At 31.1% G+C, this 17,370-nt stretch carries 19 protein-coding genes; 16 read left to right on the top strand and 3 right to left on the bottom strand.

Annotated elements, in window-relative coordinates; translation table 11 throughout:
- Positions 1–18: 18 nt before the first annotated feature.
- From L3X39_RS13710 to L3X39_RS13695, 4 genes are all read left to right on the top strand, one after another.
- The gene (locus L3X39_RS13710) at positions 19–510 is read left to right on the top strand and encodes a GNAT family N-acetyltransferase (RefSeq protein ID WP_237232431.1); all 492 of its coding nucleotides are present in this window, start codon (positions 19–21) and stop codon (positions 508–510) included.
- On the top strand, positions 507–1,364 hold the full coding sequence (gene prmC / locus L3X39_RS13705; RefSeq protein WP_237232430.1) for a peptide chain release factor N(5)-glutamine methyltransferase: 858 nt from the start codon (positions 507–509) through the stop codon (positions 1,362–1,364). Before L3X39_RS13710 ends, prmC begins: the two co-directional genes overlap by 4 nt.
- Positions 1,364–3,364: an NAD-dependent DNA ligase LigA gene (gene ligA / locus L3X39_RS13700; protein ID WP_237232429.1), complete on the top strand. Its 2,001-nt coding sequence runs from the start codon at positions 1,364–1,366 to the stop codon at positions 3,362–3,364. The genes prmC and ligA overlap by 1 nt, the downstream gene beginning before the upstream one ends.
- 83 nt (positions 3,365–3,447) lie before the next feature.
- Positions 3,448–4,200, top strand: a complete 753-nt coding sequence (locus L3X39_RS13695; protein ID WP_237232428.1) for a hypothetical protein — start codon at positions 3,448–3,450, stop codon at positions 4,198–4,200.
- A 5-nt stretch (positions 4,201–4,205) separates the two neighbouring features.
- Here L3X39_RS13695 and L3X39_RS13690 read toward each other — a convergent pair whose 3' ends face one another.
- From L3X39_RS13690 to L3X39_RS13680, 3 genes are all read right to left on the bottom strand, one after another.
- Positions 4,206–4,586, bottom strand: a complete 381-nt coding sequence (locus L3X39_RS13690; RefSeq protein ID WP_237232427.1) for a DoxX family protein — start codon at positions 4,584–4,586, stop codon at positions 4,206–4,208.
- 111 nt (positions 4,587–4,697) lie between these two features.
- Positions 4,698–5,615, bottom strand: coding sequence for a bifunctional metallophosphatase/5'-nucleotidase (locus L3X39_RS13685; RefSeq protein WP_237232426.1), 918 nt, complete (start codon positions 5,613–5,615; stop codon positions 4,698–4,700).
- Between the two features lie 12 nt (positions 5,616–5,627).
- Positions 5,628–6,386, bottom strand: a complete 759-nt coding sequence (locus tag L3X39_RS13680) for a 5'-nucleotidase C-terminal domain-containing protein (RefSeq protein ID WP_237232425.1) — start codon at positions 6,384–6,386, stop codon at positions 5,628–5,630.
- A 58-nt stretch (positions 6,387–6,444) separates the two neighbouring features.
- Here L3X39_RS13680 and L3X39_RS13675 point away from each other — a divergent pair, with 58 nt between their 5' ends.
- The 12 genes from L3X39_RS13675 to coaE all read left to right on the top strand — a co-directional run bounded on the left by L3X39_RS13675 (position 6,445) and on the right by coaE (position 17,279).
- On the top strand, positions 6,445–6,966 hold the full coding sequence (locus L3X39_RS13675; protein WP_237232424.1) for a DUF6913 domain-containing protein: 522 nt from the start codon (positions 6,445–6,447) through the stop codon (positions 6,964–6,966).
- A gap of 2 nt (positions 6,967–6,968) precedes the next feature.
- The gene (dapA, locus tag L3X39_RS13670; protein ID WP_237232423.1) at positions 6,969–7,847 is read left to right on the top strand and encodes a 4-hydroxy-tetrahydrodipicolinate synthase; all 879 of its coding nucleotides are present in this window, start codon (positions 6,969–6,971) and stop codon (positions 7,845–7,847) included.
- 118 nt (positions 7,848–7,965) lie between these two features.
- Positions 7,966–8,805, top strand: a complete 840-nt coding sequence (locus tag L3X39_RS13665; RefSeq protein ID WP_237232422.1) for an outer membrane protein assembly factor BamD — start codon at positions 7,966–7,968, stop codon at positions 8,803–8,805.
- Positions 8,806–8,817: 12 nt separating this feature from the next.
- Positions 8,818–9,147, top strand: coding sequence for a DNA-directed RNA polymerase subunit omega (locus L3X39_RS13660; RefSeq protein WP_237232421.1), 330 nt, complete (start codon positions 8,818–8,820; stop codon positions 9,145–9,147).
- 8 nt (positions 9,148–9,155) lie between these two features.
- Positions 9,156–10,367, top strand: coding sequence for a bifunctional phosphopantothenoylcysteine decarboxylase/phosphopantothenate--cysteine ligase CoaBC (coaBC, locus tag L3X39_RS13655; protein WP_237232420.1), 1,212 nt, complete (start codon positions 9,156–9,158; stop codon positions 10,365–10,367).
- On the top strand, positions 10,360–11,247 hold the full coding sequence (porD, locus tag L3X39_RS13650; protein ID WP_237232419.1) for a type IX secretion system protein PorD: 888 nt from the start codon (positions 10,360–10,362) through the stop codon (positions 11,245–11,247). The genes coaBC and porD overlap by 8 nt, the downstream gene beginning before the upstream one ends.
- A gap of 65 nt (positions 11,248–11,312) precedes the next feature.
- A complete protein-coding gene (recN, locus tag L3X39_RS13645) occupies positions 11,313–12,965 on the top strand; it encodes a DNA repair protein RecN (protein ID WP_237232418.1) in 1,653 nt (550 codons plus the stop codon).
- A 44-nt stretch (positions 12,966–13,009) separates the two neighbouring features.
- Positions 13,010–13,828: an enoyl-ACP reductase FabI gene (locus L3X39_RS13640; RefSeq protein ID WP_237232417.1), complete on the top strand. Its 819-nt coding sequence runs from the start codon at positions 13,010–13,012 to the stop codon at positions 13,826–13,828.
- Between the two features lie 251 nt (positions 13,829–14,079).
- Positions 14,080–14,718 (top strand): hypothetical protein, encoded by a 639-nt coding sequence (locus L3X39_RS13635; protein WP_237232416.1) that lies wholly within the window; start codon positions 14,080–14,082, stop codon positions 14,716–14,718.
- A gap of 7 nt (positions 14,719–14,725) precedes the next feature.
- Positions 14,726–15,733 (top strand): glycosyltransferase family 2 protein, encoded by a 1,008-nt coding sequence (locus L3X39_RS13630; protein WP_237232415.1) that lies wholly within the window; start codon positions 14,726–14,728, stop codon positions 15,731–15,733.
- Positions 15,734–15,861: 128 nt separating this feature from the next.
- Positions 15,862–16,689: a CdaR family protein gene (locus tag L3X39_RS13625; RefSeq protein WP_237232414.1), complete on the top strand. Its 828-nt coding sequence runs from the start codon at positions 15,862–15,864 to the stop codon at positions 16,687–16,689.
- Complete coding sequence (coaE, locus tag L3X39_RS13620; RefSeq protein ID WP_237232413.1) at positions 16,686–17,279, top strand: dephospho-CoA kinase; 594 nt, start codon at positions 16,686–16,688, stop codon at positions 17,277–17,279. Before L3X39_RS13625 ends, coaE begins: the two co-directional genes overlap by 4 nt.
- Positions 17,280–17,370: the final 91 nt, after the last annotated feature.

Below are 17,370 nucleotides of genomic sequence, written 5' to 3'. Positions count from 1 at the left end.
TAAAAATACCATTTTAAAGTGAGCAAAGATACTATAGTTATTCGAGAAATTGAACCTCAGGATAATACCCAAATAGAGCAAGTGATTAGGGGTTGTTTTCATGAATTTAAAATTCCTTTAAAAGGAACTGCTTATTCTGATGCTGAAACTCCTAGAATGTATCAATCTTATCAAAACGATAATGATGTTTATTATGTAATTGATGCAAACGGAGAAGTTTTGGGTGGCGGCGGCATTAAACCTTTAAAAGATTTTGAAAGTGATGTGTGTGAAATTCAAAAAATGTATTTTTCCCCTAAAGTAAGAGGAAAAGGTTTTGGACGAAAGTTGTTTGAAAAATGTATGGAAACTGCAAAAGAATTGGGTTATAAGCAGTGTTATTTAGAATCGGCATCTCAACTTAAGGCTGCCATTCATATTTATGAAAGTTACGGATTTAAGCATTTAGATGGACCTTTAGGTAATACTGGTCATTATTCTTGTGGTGTTTGGATGATAAAGGATTTATGAAATTAAAGGCTATTCAATATAAATTTCATCAGGAATTAGATACTATTTATTTAACGGAAGAGGTAGACAACTTCTTTTATATGTTAGCTGACTCTTTCTATAAAGTAAAAAGAATAGAATTGGCACTAAATTCAACCTTAGAAGTTGAGAATGCTGATGGCATTTTAAACGCTTTAGAGTTATTAAAACAACAGAAACCAATACAGTATATATTAGGTGAAACCGAATTTTATGGTTTGCCTTTTAAAGTGAGTAAGAACGTTTTAATTCCACGTCCAGAAACAGAAGAATTAGTTGAGTGGATTTTAAAACATGTTGATAAAAATAGCTCAAATAATATTTTGGATATGGGTACTGGTAGTGGATGTATAGCAATTACTTTGGCTAAGCATTTACCAAACGCAAAAGTATATGCTTTAGATGTTAGTAAAGAAGCACTAGAAGTAGCCAAAGAAAATGCGAGACTAAATACCGTAAATGTTGAATTTATTGAAGCTGATATTCTAAATTCTGAAGCTATAAATTTGGAATTTCAAGACTTAAAATTCGATATTATTGTATCAAATCCACCATATGTGCGAGAAAAAGAAAAAAATCTTATGAAACCTAATGTATTAGATAACGAGCCACATTTAGCACTATTTGTTAAAGATGATAACCCACTAAGGTTTTATGAAGCTATTTCAGAATTTGCTGTTATTAATTTATCAAACAAGGGTTTGTTATTTTTTGAAATCAATGAGTATCTTGGTAACGATATGATAACTGTATTACGTAATCACAATTTTTTTAATATAGAATTAAAGCAAGACATCTATAAAAAAGATAGAATGATAAAAGGAAATAAAAGTTAATGAATCCGATAGAAGAACGCATAGAAAACCTACGCAATGAATTACGCGAGCACAATTACAATTATTATGTACTTGATAACGCTACAATTTCAGATTATGAGTTTGATGTAAAACTTAAAGAACTTCAAGAGCTTGAAGCAAAACACCCTGAGTTTTTTGATGCTAATTCGCCTACACAGCGTGTTGGAGGTGAGGTGACTAAAAATTTTGAAACCATTCCACATGAGCATCGTATGTATTCTTTAGATAATTCTTATTCAAAAGAAGATTTGCTAGATTGGGAAAAGCGTATTAAGAAATTGGTTGATGGAGAAGTTCAGTATACCTGCGAATTAAAATATGATGGTGCTTCTATTAGTTTAACTTACGAAAATGGCAAATTGGTAAAGGCGGTTACCCGTGGAGATGGTTTTCAGGGTGATAATGTTACTGCAAACGTAAAAACTATTAAGTCTGTTCCGCTTCAATTAAAAGGTGATTACCCAGAAAAATTTGATATTCGTGGTGAAATAGTATTGCCTTTTGAGGGCTTTAATAAAATGAATGAGGAGCGTATTGAAATAGGAGAGGAGCCTTATAGAAACCCGCGAAACACTGCTTCAGGAAGCTTGAAATTACAAGACAGTGCTGAGGTTGCCAAACGACCATTGGAATGCTTACTTTATAACCTTACAGGGTCTAATTTGGGTATAAAAACGCAATTTGAAAGTTTAAAAAAAGCTAGAGAATGGGGTTTTAAAGTACCAGATGCAGCCACGTTAGCCCATTCAATTGATGAGGTTTTGGAGTTTGTTGATTATTGGAATACACATCGCCACAACTTACCGTATGAAACGGATGGTGTTGTTATTAAAGTTAATAGTTTGCAACAACAAGAAGAGCTTGGATATACAGCCAAAGCACCTCGTTGGGCAATGGCCTATAAATTTAAAGCAGAACAAGTATCAACAAAATTGAATAGTATCACGTATCAAGTTGGTAGAACAGGTGCTATTACACCAGTAGCAAATTTAGAACCTGTTGAACTAGCGGGTACCACTGTTAAACGTGCATCGCTTCATAACGCAGATCAGATAGCAAAATTAGATATTAGGGTAGGAGACGAAGTTTATGTTGAAAAAGGCGGAGAAATTATTCCAAAAATACTTGGAGTAGATTTAACTAAGCGCCCTTCTGGTTCAGTTCCAACAACATATATTAATCATTGTCCTGAATGTCATACAGAACTCGTTAGGGAAGAAGGAGAAGCTCAACACTATTGCCCAAATTATAATGGTTGCAATCCGCAAATTATTGGTCGTATTCAACATTTTATTTCTAGAAAGGCCATGGATATTGAAGGCTTAGGAGGCGAAACAGTCGCGCTTTTGGTAAATGAGGGTTTGATAACTAATTATTCTGATTTATATGAATTAAAAAAAGAGCAGGTTATTCCTTTGGAAAGGATGGCTGAAAAAAGTGCAGATAATTTAATTCAAGGCATTGAAAAATCTAAAACTATTCCGTTTGAGCGCGTATTGTATGCTTTAGGAATTCGATATGTGGGTGAAACGGTTGCCAAAAAACTGGCAAGACATTATAAAAGTATTGATGCTATTGCTCATGCATCCGAAGAAGCCTTGGTAAATGTAGATGAGATTGGGGTAAAGATTGCTGAAAGTGTCAGTGCTTTTTTTGCATCAACAGAGAATGTCTTTATTGTAAATAGATTAAAAGAATTTGGAGTTCAGTTGGAAATGTCTGAAGAAGAGTTAGTTGGAAAAACTAATAAATTGGAGGGCTTATCTATAGTTATTTCTGGTGTTTTTGAATCTTTATCCAGAGATGAACTTAAAAAGTTGATTGAAGATAATGGTGGTAAAGTAAGTAGTTCTATTTCATCCAAAACAAGTTTTATAGTTGCAGGAGCTAATATGGGGCCTAGTAAAAAAGAAAAGGCTGAAAAGCTGAATATTGAACTTATAAACGAGTATCAATTCTTACAAAAATTAAATATTTAACAAAAAAATATCGATAAAATGTAAATATTATCGTTTATTTGTAAAATATTTTTATATTTGCCTAGTAACCCCAAATTGCTGTTATGTACAAGTCTAAAGTCTTGATAGGTTGTGTTCTGCTCGTATATATACTATTTGCCTTTTTTGAAGCGATAGAACAATACACAGTAGCATTTTATTTAGACTCTCTCATTATACCGTTAATTACTCTCATCTATTTACTATTTGTAAGAAGAAAAAGTAGGCTTTTTTCATTATTTCTAATATTTTTTTCAATATCAGATTTAATAGGAATTGTTACGGATAATTGGTTGTATTATAATGTGTCAAGTGATGAAGACGCCATTTTTTATGAATATGACTATTATCTAGGAACTGCTCTATACATTATAGCTTATATATTTTTGTTTGTTAAAATATCTCAGTCTTTATGTGTGAAGCACGTCTTAAGAAATTTTAAAATTCATTTATTTGTTCTAAGTGTATTAAACATTTACTTAGTATATGTTTTGCAGATTGTAGTTGAACCACATCTTATCTATAAATATGAATATGGTTTTGAGTTAGTTTATAATATTGTAATGCTATTAGTACTTTCAGTATCATTGCTTAACTTTTTTCACAAAGAAAATAAGAAGTCTTTATTTTTATTTATAGGCTCTTTATGTATTGTTTTTTCTGAAGTTTTAGACATCGCTTATATATATATTGCTCAAAGAAGTTTTATAAATTTCTTAGGAACTACATTAGCACTTGTTGCGTTTTATTTTTACTACCAGCAGTCCAAATTGTTGTATACAGCTAATGAAGAAAGTAAGTATATGGTAGCTGAATAAACTTCTTATTTTAAATTTAGAAACGGAATATCTTTTCTATATAAGTAAAGAATTACAGCAGAAAGTATAAATGTTATTAGGGCCGTTATAAAAAGTGTGCCTCCATCATTTTTTACTTCTATACCTAATTGTGCTAAGTGCATCATTATTGCCCCACCAATAACACCTAAAGTTAAAGAAGCTCCCACCCAAACCGTTTTTGGTATGAGTAGTAAAATGCCAGCAATTAGCTCTAAAACGCCAATGCCAATTCTACCGTAAGGCTCTAATCCTACTTTCTCAAAAATATAGATGCTATCAGCATGCGCTGTAAATTTAAAGCGAAGGGTTTGAATTAAAATAAACGCAACAATAATTCTTAAAATTAAAGGAATATGTTTTTTCATTATTTTGATTATTTAGTTAAAATGTTAGACGTTTGTTTTAAGTCAACATTTCAGGATTGAAAAAAAATAATCACAGATGAAGAAATGTTTTTGTCTAGATATCGATATTTTCTAAACAATTATTGAAGTTCCATTGGCCGATTTATTTTTGTCAGAATCAAAATAAAAATCAATTTTTCCAAGATTAATGCCATAACACCCAACTTGGTTGACCAACATATTTTTACCCTCAATATTTTTTACAATTGTAGGTTTTGGTAAAAAAGTATGTGTATGTCCGCCAATAATTAAATCTATATTTTTAGTTGTTGATGCGAGTTTTAAATCACTTATTTTCGATTGATTGTTTCTGTAATGATATCCCAAATGTGATAAGCAAATTATTAAATCGCACTGTTCGTCTTCTTTTAGAATACGCGACATATCTTGAGTTATTTCAATAGGATCCAAATATTTGGTTTCTTTATAAAGACTTGGGTCTACTAAACCAGCTAGTTCTATACCTAAACCAAAAACACCTATTGTAATACCATCTTTTTTAAATATTTTGTAAGGTTTTGTGTGTGTATCCATGATGGTATTTGAAAAATCATAATTTGCTGAAACAAATTGAAATTCAGCGTGTGGTAATTGAGCAAATAAACCATCAATACCATTATCAAAATCATGATTTCCTATGGTAGCAGCATCGTATTTTAATTTACTCATGAGTTTAAATTCCAATTCACCCCCATAATAATTAAAGTAAGGTGTACCTTGAAAAATATCACCAGCATCTAGCAGTAAGGTATTCGGGTTTTCTTTTCTAATAGATTCAACTAAACTTGCACGTCTAGCCACACCTCCTTTATTAGCATTTCTACCATCCTCAGGACCAAAAGCATCAATGTGACTGTGAACATCGTTGGTATGAAGTATAGTTATTTTTGAAGTTTTTTCGACCGAAGTAAAAGATTGCAGTCCTAAACTTCCAAGAGTTACTAAAGCGGTACCTGCTGATGCTTGCTGAATAAAATATCTACGTTTCATCTGCTCTTTTTATTATTTAATTTGAATAAACCTATCGTCTCTCACAGGTTTAATAGTGTCTTTTTTCATAAAATTATCAATTAAAGCATTTCTAATTTTATAATTTAAAACATACAAACTATCATTATTTTTAAAGAAAGTCATATTATCACCACCATTGTATAAATAGTCATTTGTAGCAACATAATATGTTTTATCTGGCTTAATAGGTTCGCCTTTTATTTTGGCTTCAATAACATTAAAATCTTTATCTAATGTTAATTTTAGATTTGAAATAGGGTGAGCTCTTTTAGCCCTGACGAGATAATTTATTAGGCTATCTATTTGTTGGCTTTTTAAGGCAACTACAACAACGCTATTCTCAAATGGCATCAACTCAAAAGCTGTTCTTTTGCTAACGCTACCTTTTGATAAAATGGAACGAATACCGCCATGATTTAGCAGTACCATATCAATCTCATGTCCGGTTCTGCTTTTGAAAACTGGATTTGCTTCATCATAAACTGCATCAGCCATAAAATTACCAATAGCCGTATTTAGTTCACCATCAGTTTTTGAATAAGTATCGGCTGAATAAGCTAAAACACTATCTAAATCTTTTTGAATATTATCTCTAAAGGGTTTTATGTAAGCTTCAATTTCGGAGTCTGGAATTAAGGAATCTGTTATTTGAATTTGGCTTCCTTCAATTTTTGAAAGTGTTAATTTTTTATGCTTGCATCCAGAAAAAATAAAAAAAATTAACAAAATAAATAAATGTGTAAACCTCATATGTAAAACATAAAATTTGAATGTACTTTTGCTACCTTTGCGCAAAGTATAAAGATAAATGATTTTAAAGGGTTTTAAAGAAAAATCAAATAAAAAGTACTTAAACAAATTGTTATCAGAAAGACAAGTAAATGTTGCAGATAGCAAAGTTGAAAGTTTAGGTGTTGTCCTCAATATTGATGAGGTTGATGATTTTGAAATGTTTAGAAAACTCGCTGAATATATTAAGGTACGCCCAAATAAACTTAAAATCATTGCATTTTCTGAAAACAAAAAAGAGGATTTAAATTCATGGGATTCTTGTTTTAACTCTAAAGATTTTGGTTGGAACGGAGCTATAAAAAATTTAGAACTTCAAGAGTTTTTAGACAGTAGCTTTGATGCTTTAATAAGTTATTACGAAAAAGAAGTTTTAGAATTAAAACTGATAACAACGCTTTCAAAAGCTAAATTAAAAATAGGTATTTTACAAACCGATGAGCGTTTAAACGATTTGATTATAAAAACTGATAAAAAGCAATTTGATCAATTTAAAACAGAGGTTTTTAAATATTTAACGATACTAAATAAAATTAATTAATAATGAATACTAAGTTTCTAGGAACAGGAGTGGCTTTGGTTACACCTTTTAAATCAGATTTAACTATAGATCACGAAGCCTTATCAAATATTGTAAATTTCAATATTGAAAATGGTGTGGAATATCTTGTAATTTGTGGTACAACAGGTGAAAGTGTAACTATTACAAAAGAAGAAAAGAAGGCTGTAATTAAAACTATATCTGAAGCTAATAAGGGTCGTGTACCCATGGTTTTAGGCATTGGTGGCAATAATACCATGCAAGTAATAGAGGAAATTAAATCAACAGATTTAAGTGGTATTGATGCCATACTATCGGTATCTCCATATTACAGTAAACCAACCCAAGAAGGGTTATATCAGCATTTTAGAGCTATTGCTGAAGCTTCGCCAATTGATATTATTTTATATAATGTACCTGGAAGAACTTCAAAAAATATGGAGCCTTCAACCACTTTAAGATTAGCTAACGATTTTAGTAACATTATTGCAGTAAAAGAAGCTGGAAACAATATGGCGCAATATCTTGAGTTAATAAAAAACAAGCCTGAAGATTTTATGATTATTTCTGGCGATGATGATTTAGCTTTAGGGGTAGTTTTAGCAGGTGGTTCTGGGGTAATTTCTGTAATTGGACAAGGATTCCCAAAGGAATTCTCAGAAATGATTCGTTTAGGTTTAAACGGAAAAGCTAAGGCTGCATACCAACTGCATTTTAAATTGATGGATGTAATTGGTTATATTTTTGAAGAAAATAATCCGGCAGGAATTAAAGCTGTTTTTGAAGCCTTGAAATTATGTCGAGATACGGTTAGGCTACCGCTTGTTCCAGCATCACACGGTTTAAAAAACAAAATTCAACAGTTTGTAAGTTCGTTTTAGTATTGTTAAATATTACTTAAACCTTATTAATACTGGCTTTTAGCTGTTATTTTAGCCCCAAAATAATATTTTTTAAATCCATATTAATAACGTAATTTTGCATCCTGTTTAAAAATCTATGAAGCATTTTTTTTATATTTTACTAACAATCACTGTTTTAACTAGTTGTAGCGAATACCAAAAGGCTTTAAAAGCTGATGGAGAAGACGCCATAGCTGTAAAATTTAAGATGGGTGAAGATTTATATAATGAGGGCAAATTTGCCAAAGCGAATAGACTTTTTGCTCAAATTGTACCAAATTATAGAGGAAAACCTCAAGCTGAAAAATTAATGTATTTGTATTCTAATTCATTCTACCAAATGAAAGATTACTATGTTGCAGGTTATCAGTTTGAACGTTTTGTGTCAAGTTATCCTAATAGTGAGAAGTTAGAAGAAGCGGCCTTTTTAAGTGCAAGAAGTTATTACATGCTTTCGCCTGCTTATACAAAAGACCAAAAAGAAACGAAAGAAGCTATTGAGAAACTACAAGAGTTTATCAATTTATTTCCAGATTCTCAATATGTAGCTGAAGCGAATACTTTAATAAAAGAACTAGATTTTAAGTTAGAGAAAAAGGCTTTTGAGATAGCAAAGCAGTATAATAGAATATCGGATTTCCCTGCTTCAGTAAAATCTTTTGATAATTTTCTTTTCGATTTTCCAGGATCTACTTTAAGAGAAGATGCACTTTATTATAGATTAGATTCTGCTTATAAATTAGCCATAAATAGTTTAGAATATAAAAATACCATTCAATTTGGTATCGTTAATTTAAAGAAAGATCGTCTAGAAAATGCTAAGGAATACGCCAATGCGTTTAAGAAAGCGTTTCCAAACTCTAATTATATAGAGCAAGTTAACGATATGACAATTAATATTGAAGAAGAATTAAAAAAATATAGTTCAGAAAGTTAAATAATTAAAGACATGGATTTAAAGAAAACTAACGCCCCTGTTAATACCGTAACTTACGATAGAAATCAAATAGATGAACCAACTGAGAACATCTACGAGTCAATTTCTATTATAGCAAGACGTGCAGAACAAATTAACACAGAGATTAAAAAAGAGTTAATTGATAAGTTAGAAGAGTTTGCTACTTACAATGATAGTCTTGAAGAAATCTTTGAAAACAAAGAGCAAATTGAGGTTTCTAAATTTTACGAAAAATTACCAAAACCTCATGCGTTAGCTGTTCAAGAATGGTTAACAGACAAAATTTATTTTAGAAATACTGAGCAAGATAATCAGGAATAGTTTTTAAAATGTCAATATTAAGCGGCAAGAACATACTATTAGGAATTAGTGGTGGTATTGCCGCTTATAAAACAGCCTCATTAGTTAGGCTTTTTATAAAATCTGGTGCGAACGTAAAAGTAGTTATGACGCCTTCTTCAAAAGATTTTATTACACCTTTAACCTTATCAACTCTTTCGAAAAATCCTGTATATTCATCTTTTACTAATGAAGATGATGATAATGCTATTTGGAACAATCATGTAGATTTAGGACTTTGGGCAGACTTATTTATTATAGCTCCTGCAACAGCAAATACCTTGTCTAAAATGGCAAATGGTGTTTGCGACAACTTGTTATTAGCCACCTATTTATCTGCTAAATGCCCTGTGTATTTTGCCCCAGCAATGGATTTGGATATGTACAAACATGAAAGTACATTGCGGTCTTTTAAAGTTTTAAAAAGCTTCGGAAATATTCTGATTCCTGCTACAAGTGGCGAATTAGCTAGTGGTTTAGTAGGAGAGGGCCGAATGGCAGAACCTGAAGATATTGTTGCTTTTATTGAGGATGATATTTTAGGGAAACTTCCACTTCGTAATAAAAAAGTATTAATTACGGCTGGTCCAACTTATGAAGCTATCGACCCTGTTCGTTTTATAGGAAATCATTCTAGTGGAAAAATGGGGTTTGAAATTGCTAAGGCTGCTGCCAATAATGGTGCTGAAGTAATTTTAATTACCGGACCGACTCATCAAACAGCATCTCATAGTTTAATTAAAATTGTTCCAGTTACAAGCGCACAGGAAATGTATTCTGAAACACATAACTATTTTAAAGACGTTGATGTAGCTATACTTTCTGCTGCGGTAGCCGATTTTAAACCAAAACAAGTGGCCTCTCAAAAAATAAAAAAGAAAGATTCTACGTTAACTTTAGAGTTAGAGAAAACAAAAGATATTTTAGCATCTTTAGGAGCAAATAAAAAACATCAATATTTGGTAGGGTTTGCCTTAGAAACTAATAATGAAATTGAAAATGCTAAAGGAAAATTAAAAAGGAAGAATTTAAATTTAATTGTTTTAAATTCGTTAAATGATAAAGGAGCAGGTTTTAAAGGAGACACCAATAAAGTAACATTTATTGATGATAAAGAAAATATCACCGAGTTTCAATTAAAATCAAAAACTGAAGTTGCTACTGACTTGTTAAATAAAATCATAAAAGAGATTGATGCGTAACATTCTATTTTTATTCATATTTTGCCTTATTTCTAAAGGGTTTTCACAAGAATTAAACTGTAATTTAGTTGTTAATGCTCAACAAACAGGGAACGAGAACTTTCCTATTTTTAAAACTTTAGAAAAGCAACTTACAGAATTTATTAACAATACTAAATGGACTAATAAAACCTTTAAGTTTCAAGAACGTATTGATTGTAGTATGGTCATTAATGTGACGAGTTATAGCGGTGAAAACTTCCAAGCATCATTGCAAGTACAATCGTCACGACCAATTTTTGGATCTTCATTTAGCACTCCAATTTATAATTTCAATGACAATGATTTTAGTTTTAGGTATTTAGAATTCCAAAACTTAATTTTTAACTCCAATCAGTTCGAATCTAATTTGGTATCGGTTTTGGCATTTCATGTCTATATGATTTTAGCTTTGGATGCTGATTCTTTTTCTGAAAAGGGTGGCGATCCATATTATAAACAAGCACAGACTATAGTGAATTACTCGCAACAAGGTAATTTTAAAGGTTGGAAGCTTGAAGATGGTTTACAAAGTAGATTTGCACTTATTGATAACGTTTTGTCTCCTACTTTTAAAGAATACAGAACGGTTATGTATGATTATCATCGAAATGGTTTAGATGTTATGAGCGATAATGCAAAACAAGGAAAAGATGTTATAGCTAATACGTTACAGCAATTTCAAACCATGAATAGCCGTAGACCAAACTCCTTTATATTGCGTACGTTTTTTGATGCCAAGGCAGATGAAATCGAGCAAATTTTTACTGACGGACCAAATGTTAATATAGCAAAAGTGAAAGAAACACTTCAAAAAGTTGCACCCATGCACAACAGTAAATGGCAAAATATTACGTTTTAATTTGGTCTTTATTTAAAACGCTTTCATTATATTTAATTTTCAAATTGTAAATCCATTTATAAGTTTTGCTAACCTCACTTTCAATAAAAAATTATGCGTTAATTGATAATCTTCAAGTAGAATTTAATGATGGATTTTCTATAATTACTGGAGAAACTGGAGCGGGAAAATCTATTTTGTTAGGAGGCTTGTCGTTAATTTTAGGTAAACGCGCCGATTTAAGTAGCCTAAAAAATACTGAAGAAAAGTGTGTTATTGAAGCCGTTTTTAATATTTCAAACTATAACCTAAAATCCCTTTTTAAAGCGGAAGATTTTGATTACGAAACGCAAACTATTATTCGTAGAGAGATTTTACCATCAGGCAAATCAAGGGCTTTTGTAAACGACTCTCCTGTAAACTTAAATAGTTTGCAACTCTTAGGCGAGCGTTTAGTGGATATACATTCGCAACACCAAACTTTAGAGCTTACGAGCAACGATTTTCAGTTTCAAGTTATTGATGCATTAGCAAATAATGAATCAAGTTTACAAACTTATAAACAAGAATTAAAAACATATAAAAGTCTCCAAAAAGAACTTGATGAACTTTTAAGGTTTCAGACAGAAGCTATAAAGGAACATGATTATAATTCTTTTTTATTAAATGAATTGGCTGAGGCTAATTTAATAGAAGGAGAATTAGAAACCCTTGAAGAAGAATACGAAACTTTAAATAATGTTGAAAGTATTCAAGAAAAATTGGCTGAAGCGTATCAACTATTAAGCGAAGAACAAATAGGTGTTTTAACGTCGCTCACTTCGTTGAAGAATGCGCTTCAAAAGTTAGCTGCATATGCTTCAAAATATGAAGATATTTTAAAAAGAACGCAGAGTAGTTTGATTGAAATGGATGATGTGTTTAGTGAAATAAATACATTACAAGATAGCTTAGATGCAGACCCCAAAAGGCTTGAAGAGGTTGATTCTAAACTAAAAGTGCTTCATAATTTAATGCAAAAACATGTGGCAACTGATATTTCAGAATTAATTGCTATTAAAAATCAGCTCGAAGAAAAGGTGTCTTTTACTGAAAACTTAGATGAAACCATTATAAAAAAGGAAACTGAAATTACAACTAAAAAAAGTGAGTTGAATACACTTGCTAAATCAATTCATGCTAAGCGAGGAGATGTTATTCCACAATTAAAAGCACAATTAGAAAATATTTTGAATGATTTAGGCATGCCGAATGCACAGTTTAAAATTGAATTAAATTTTAGCGATACTTTTTTTGCTAATGGAAAAGATGAATTATCATTTTTATTTTCAGCTAACAAAGGTGGTAGCTTTAACGAGCTTAAAAAAGCAGCTTCTGGTGGTGAGTTATCTCGAATTATGTTGGCAATTAAATCGGTTTTAGCAAAATATATTCAGTTACCAACTATCATGTTTGATGAAATTGATTCGGGTGTTTCTGGAGAAATTTCAAATAAAATGGGTGATATTATGTTGCAAATGAGTAAAACTATGCAAGTGTTTTCCATTACGCATTTACCACAAATTGCAGCCAAAGGGCATTCGCATTTTAAAGTATATAAGGAAGATGTTGATGAGGTTACACAAACAAATTTAGTAAAACTTAATCACGACGAACGCATTGTAGAAATAGCACAAATGTTAGGCGGCGTGCAAATGTCATCATCAGCCATAGCTCATGCAAAAGAATTGCTGAATTAATTACTATCTTTGAATTATAAAATTAAACACATAAACTAACCAGTATGTCATATAACTTATTAAAAGGAAAAAGAGGAATCATTTTTGGAGCGTTAGATTCTAACTCTATTGCTTGGAAAACTGCAGAACGTGTTCATGAAGAAGGTGGGCAATTTGTTTTAACCAATGCACCAGTGGCAATGCGTATGGGACAGATTAATGAACTTGCTGAAAAAACAGGCTCACAAATTATTCCTGCAGATGCTACGTCTTTAGAGGACTTACAGAATTTAATCGACCAGTCTATGGAAATTTTAGGTGGAAAGATTGATTTTGTATTACATTCTATTGGAATGTCTATAAACGTTAGAAAAGGCAAACATTATACCGATCAAAATTATGATTGGACACAAAAAGGTACCGATGTATCTGCGATGTCTTTTCATAAACTAATGCAAACACTTTACAAGAGTGATGCGATGAATGAGTGGGGTAGTATCGTGGCTTTAACCTATATGGCGGCGCAACGTGTATTCCCTGATTATAATGATATGGCTGATAATAAAGCTTATTTAGAGAGTATTGCTCGTAGTTTTGGGTATTTCTTCGGTCGTGATAAAAAAGTGCGTGTAAATACCATTTCTCAATCACCAACACCAACTACAGCCGGTAGTGGTGTAAAAGGTTTTGATGGGTTTATTGCTTACGCAGAAAAAATGTCACCGCTAGGGAATGCAACTGCTTTAGATTGTGCAAACTACACTGTTGCTATGTTTAGTGATTTAACTAAAAGAGTAACACTACAAAACTTATATAACGATGGTGGTTTTAGTAATATGGGAGTAAGTGATGCCGTAATGAGTACCTTTGTAGGAGACGAATAATTTATTTTTAAATATAAAAATGAGCCATCTTTATTAAGGTGGCTTTTTTGTTTGGTTTCGTTACATTTGTTGTGTAAAGCATGTAATTTATAAAATTGAAATTCTTCTTCCATTTTTTGATAATCATAATTCTAACGGCACTAACGCAAATAGGAGGAATTATTTATTTAATATCAATTTTAACAATTAATAAAAAGACAAGAAGAAGTAAACTAAAAAGATTTTTGACATTTTTGGTTTTATATATTTTTATGACATTTATAGTTGTTCCATATTTTGCTGAATTTTTCGGACGAGAAAAAATTAAAGAAACCGAATTTATAAAGGCAAATACATTTTTCACCAAGTTTTTGAATAGAAACTATGTAAACCCTGAATTAAACAAAGTACTTGATAAAGTTTCTATTGATTTTGAACAAAAACATAAAGGAATTCAATTGATTTATCTAGATGCTAACTTTCCTTTTATTGATGACTTTCCTCTATTACCACATTTAAGTCATAATGATGGAAAGAAAATTGATTTATCTTTAGTCTATCAATTGGAAAATGGTGCAGTAACAAATAAAAAGCCATCAATTAGCGGGTATGGAGTTTTTGAAAGTGCTAAAAAAAATGAATTTAATCAAAATGAAATTTGCAAGGGAAGAGGTCATTGGCAATATGACTTTACTAAATATTTAACTTTTGGAAAGATAAATAAAGGGATAAAACTCTCTGAAACAGCAACCAGAGATATGATTAACTCCATTTTAAATCAAAATGAATTATCTAAAATATTTATTGAACCACATTTAAAAAGAAGGATGGGTTTACAGGGTGATAAAATACGATTTCATGGATGTAAAGCTGTGAGACATGATGACCACATTCATATTCAAATAAAATAGACTTTTCATGCAATTACAATTTTCATTTATCATTCCTGTTTTTAATCGTCCTGACGAGATACAAGAATTATTGCAAAGTTTTGAGGCTTTAAAAACGGAAACGATTTATGAAATTGTCATCGTTGAAGACGGTTCTACAAAAACTTCAAAACAGGTTGTTGATATTTATAAAAACAAACTGAACATTTCTTATTTTTTTAAGGAAAATTCAGGTCCTGGTGATTCTAGAAACTACGGTATGCAGCATGCAAAAGGCAATTATTTTATTATTCTAGATTCCGATTGTATTTTACCCAATAACTATTTGAACGAAGTTGAGAAGAGTTTAAAGGCTGATTATGTGGATTGTTTTGGCGGTCCTGATGCAGCTCACCAATCGTTTACCAATCTTCAGAAGGCTATTAATTTTTCAATGACATCATTTATTACCACAGGTGGTATTCGTGGTAATAAAAAAAGTGTAGATAAATTTCAACCACGTAGTTTTAATATGGGGCTTTCAAAAAAAGCATTTGAAGCTTCTAATGGATTCGGTAGAATCCATCCTGGTGAAGACCCTGATTTGTCTATACGACTTTGGAGCTTAGGCTTTAAAACTAAATTAATTCCTGAAGCGTTTGTGTATCATAAACGCCGCATTTCTTGGAGCAAATTTTACAAACAGGTGTATAAATTTGGTTTAGTACGCCCCATTTTAAATAAGTGGCATCCAGAAACTAAAAAAATCACTTATTGGTTTCCAACCATTTTTTGCGTCGGTTTAATTGTATCTATTTTGTTGTTTTTCATTAACATAAAATGGGTGTTATTAGTTTATATTTTGTACTTTATTATGGCTTTTTTAATAGCATTAGTTTCAACAAAAAGCGCGTTAGTTTCAATATATGCTTTGGTAGCAATATTAGTGCAGTTTTTTGGATACGGTTATGGATTTTTAAAAGCTACTTTGGCGGTTTCAGTTTTAAATAAAACACCTGAAAAGCAATTTCCTCAATTATTTTTTAAAGCAAAATGATAAAACACGTTAGATATAAAATACTAAGTTCAATTAAGAATAAAAGAATCAATGTTTTCATTGTATTCTTGCTTTCTGCATTTATCATTTTAATATTTACAAAACTCTCAAAACAATACACAAATACGTTGACTTTTGAAATTGAGAAGTTAAACGTACCACAAGAAAATATTATTTTAAAGGATTCTGTTAATTTAAACATCACCTTAAAAACACATGGTTTTAAATGGCTTAAATTCTATTTTTCACAACCTAAAATTAAGGTGGACTTTAGTAAAGATGTTTATAAAAAGGATGGGATTTTTGTATGGAATAAGTCCAAAGCTTATTTAAACAATACACAATTTGATAAACAAGTAGAATTACTTAATATGTCGCCAGATACATTAAGTTTTCGCTTCGGTATAAATTCGGTTAAAAAAGTACCTGTTAAACTTAAGGCCAATTTAAACTTTAGCCCGGGCTATAATATGTCTAACGAGTTAGTTTCGCAGCCAGATTCTATTGTCGTGGTTGGTCCCAATGTTTTAGTATCAGAAATAGACTTTTTAGAAACTGAAGCTGTTACCTTCGACAATATAAAATCAGATTTATCAGAAAAAGTAAAGCTAAAATTACCCAAAAACAAGTCCGACTTAAAATTTTCACTTCAAGATGTGATTATTAAAGCTAAAGTAGAAAAGTTTACAGAAGGAACGTTAAATGTGCCCATTACTGTAATAAATCAGCCTAAAAACATAACTTTAAAGTACTTTCCTAAGATGGTTAACGTTTCCTATTATGTGAGCTTATCCGATTATAGCAGTATCACAAATAAGGATTTTAAAGTGATTTGCGACTACAGTAAAGTAAGCGAAAACCGATCGTTTTTAGTTCCAGAGTTTGCAAAAACGCCCGATAAAGTTAAAAACGCAAAAATTAATCAACAGCGTATTGAATTTATTATAACCAAATGATTATTGTAGGACTTACAGGAGGCATAGGAAGCGGTAAAACAACTGTTGCAAAAGAATTTAATCTTTTAGGAATTCCTGTTTATATTGCCGATGAGGAAGCTAAAAAACTCATGAATAGGTCTAAAATAATTAAACGTAAACTTATCCAGTTGTTTGGTGAAAAAGCTTATATTAATGAGGAATTAAACAGACCCTATTTAGCAAACATCATTTTTAATGATAAGAGTTACTTGGAAAAAATGAATGCCATTGTGCATCCTAAAGTGGCAAAACATTTTCAAAAGTGGGTACAAAAACAAGACGCTCCTTACGTTATTAAAGAAGTAGCTATTTTATTTGAGAATGGTGGCGATAAGGCTTGCGATTTTATTATTACGGTTGTTGCAGACAAAGCATTACGAATTAAACGCTTACTAAAGCGTGATGATACTACCAAAGAAAAGATTGAAGCCATTATGAAAAACCAATGGTCTGATGAGCAGAAAATTAATAAATCAGACTTTGTTATTAATAATAACACTTTCGAAACCACCAAACTACAGGTGTTAAGAGTGCATAATGATATTCTACAAAAGGCTGGTATAACCTAATTTTAACATTTTTGTTAATGTAAGGTTAAAACATAGGACTACTAAATGTTAAAATGTTAATTTTGAATGATGAGCAAACGAATATTTATCC

The organism is Flaviramulus multivorans (genome assembly GCF_021728415.1).
GTDB lineage: Bacteria > Bacteroidota > Bacteroidia > Flavobacteriales > Flavobacteriaceae > Sabulilitoribacter > Sabulilitoribacter multivorans.
This window is presented reverse-complemented; position numbering and strand designations above follow the sequence as displayed.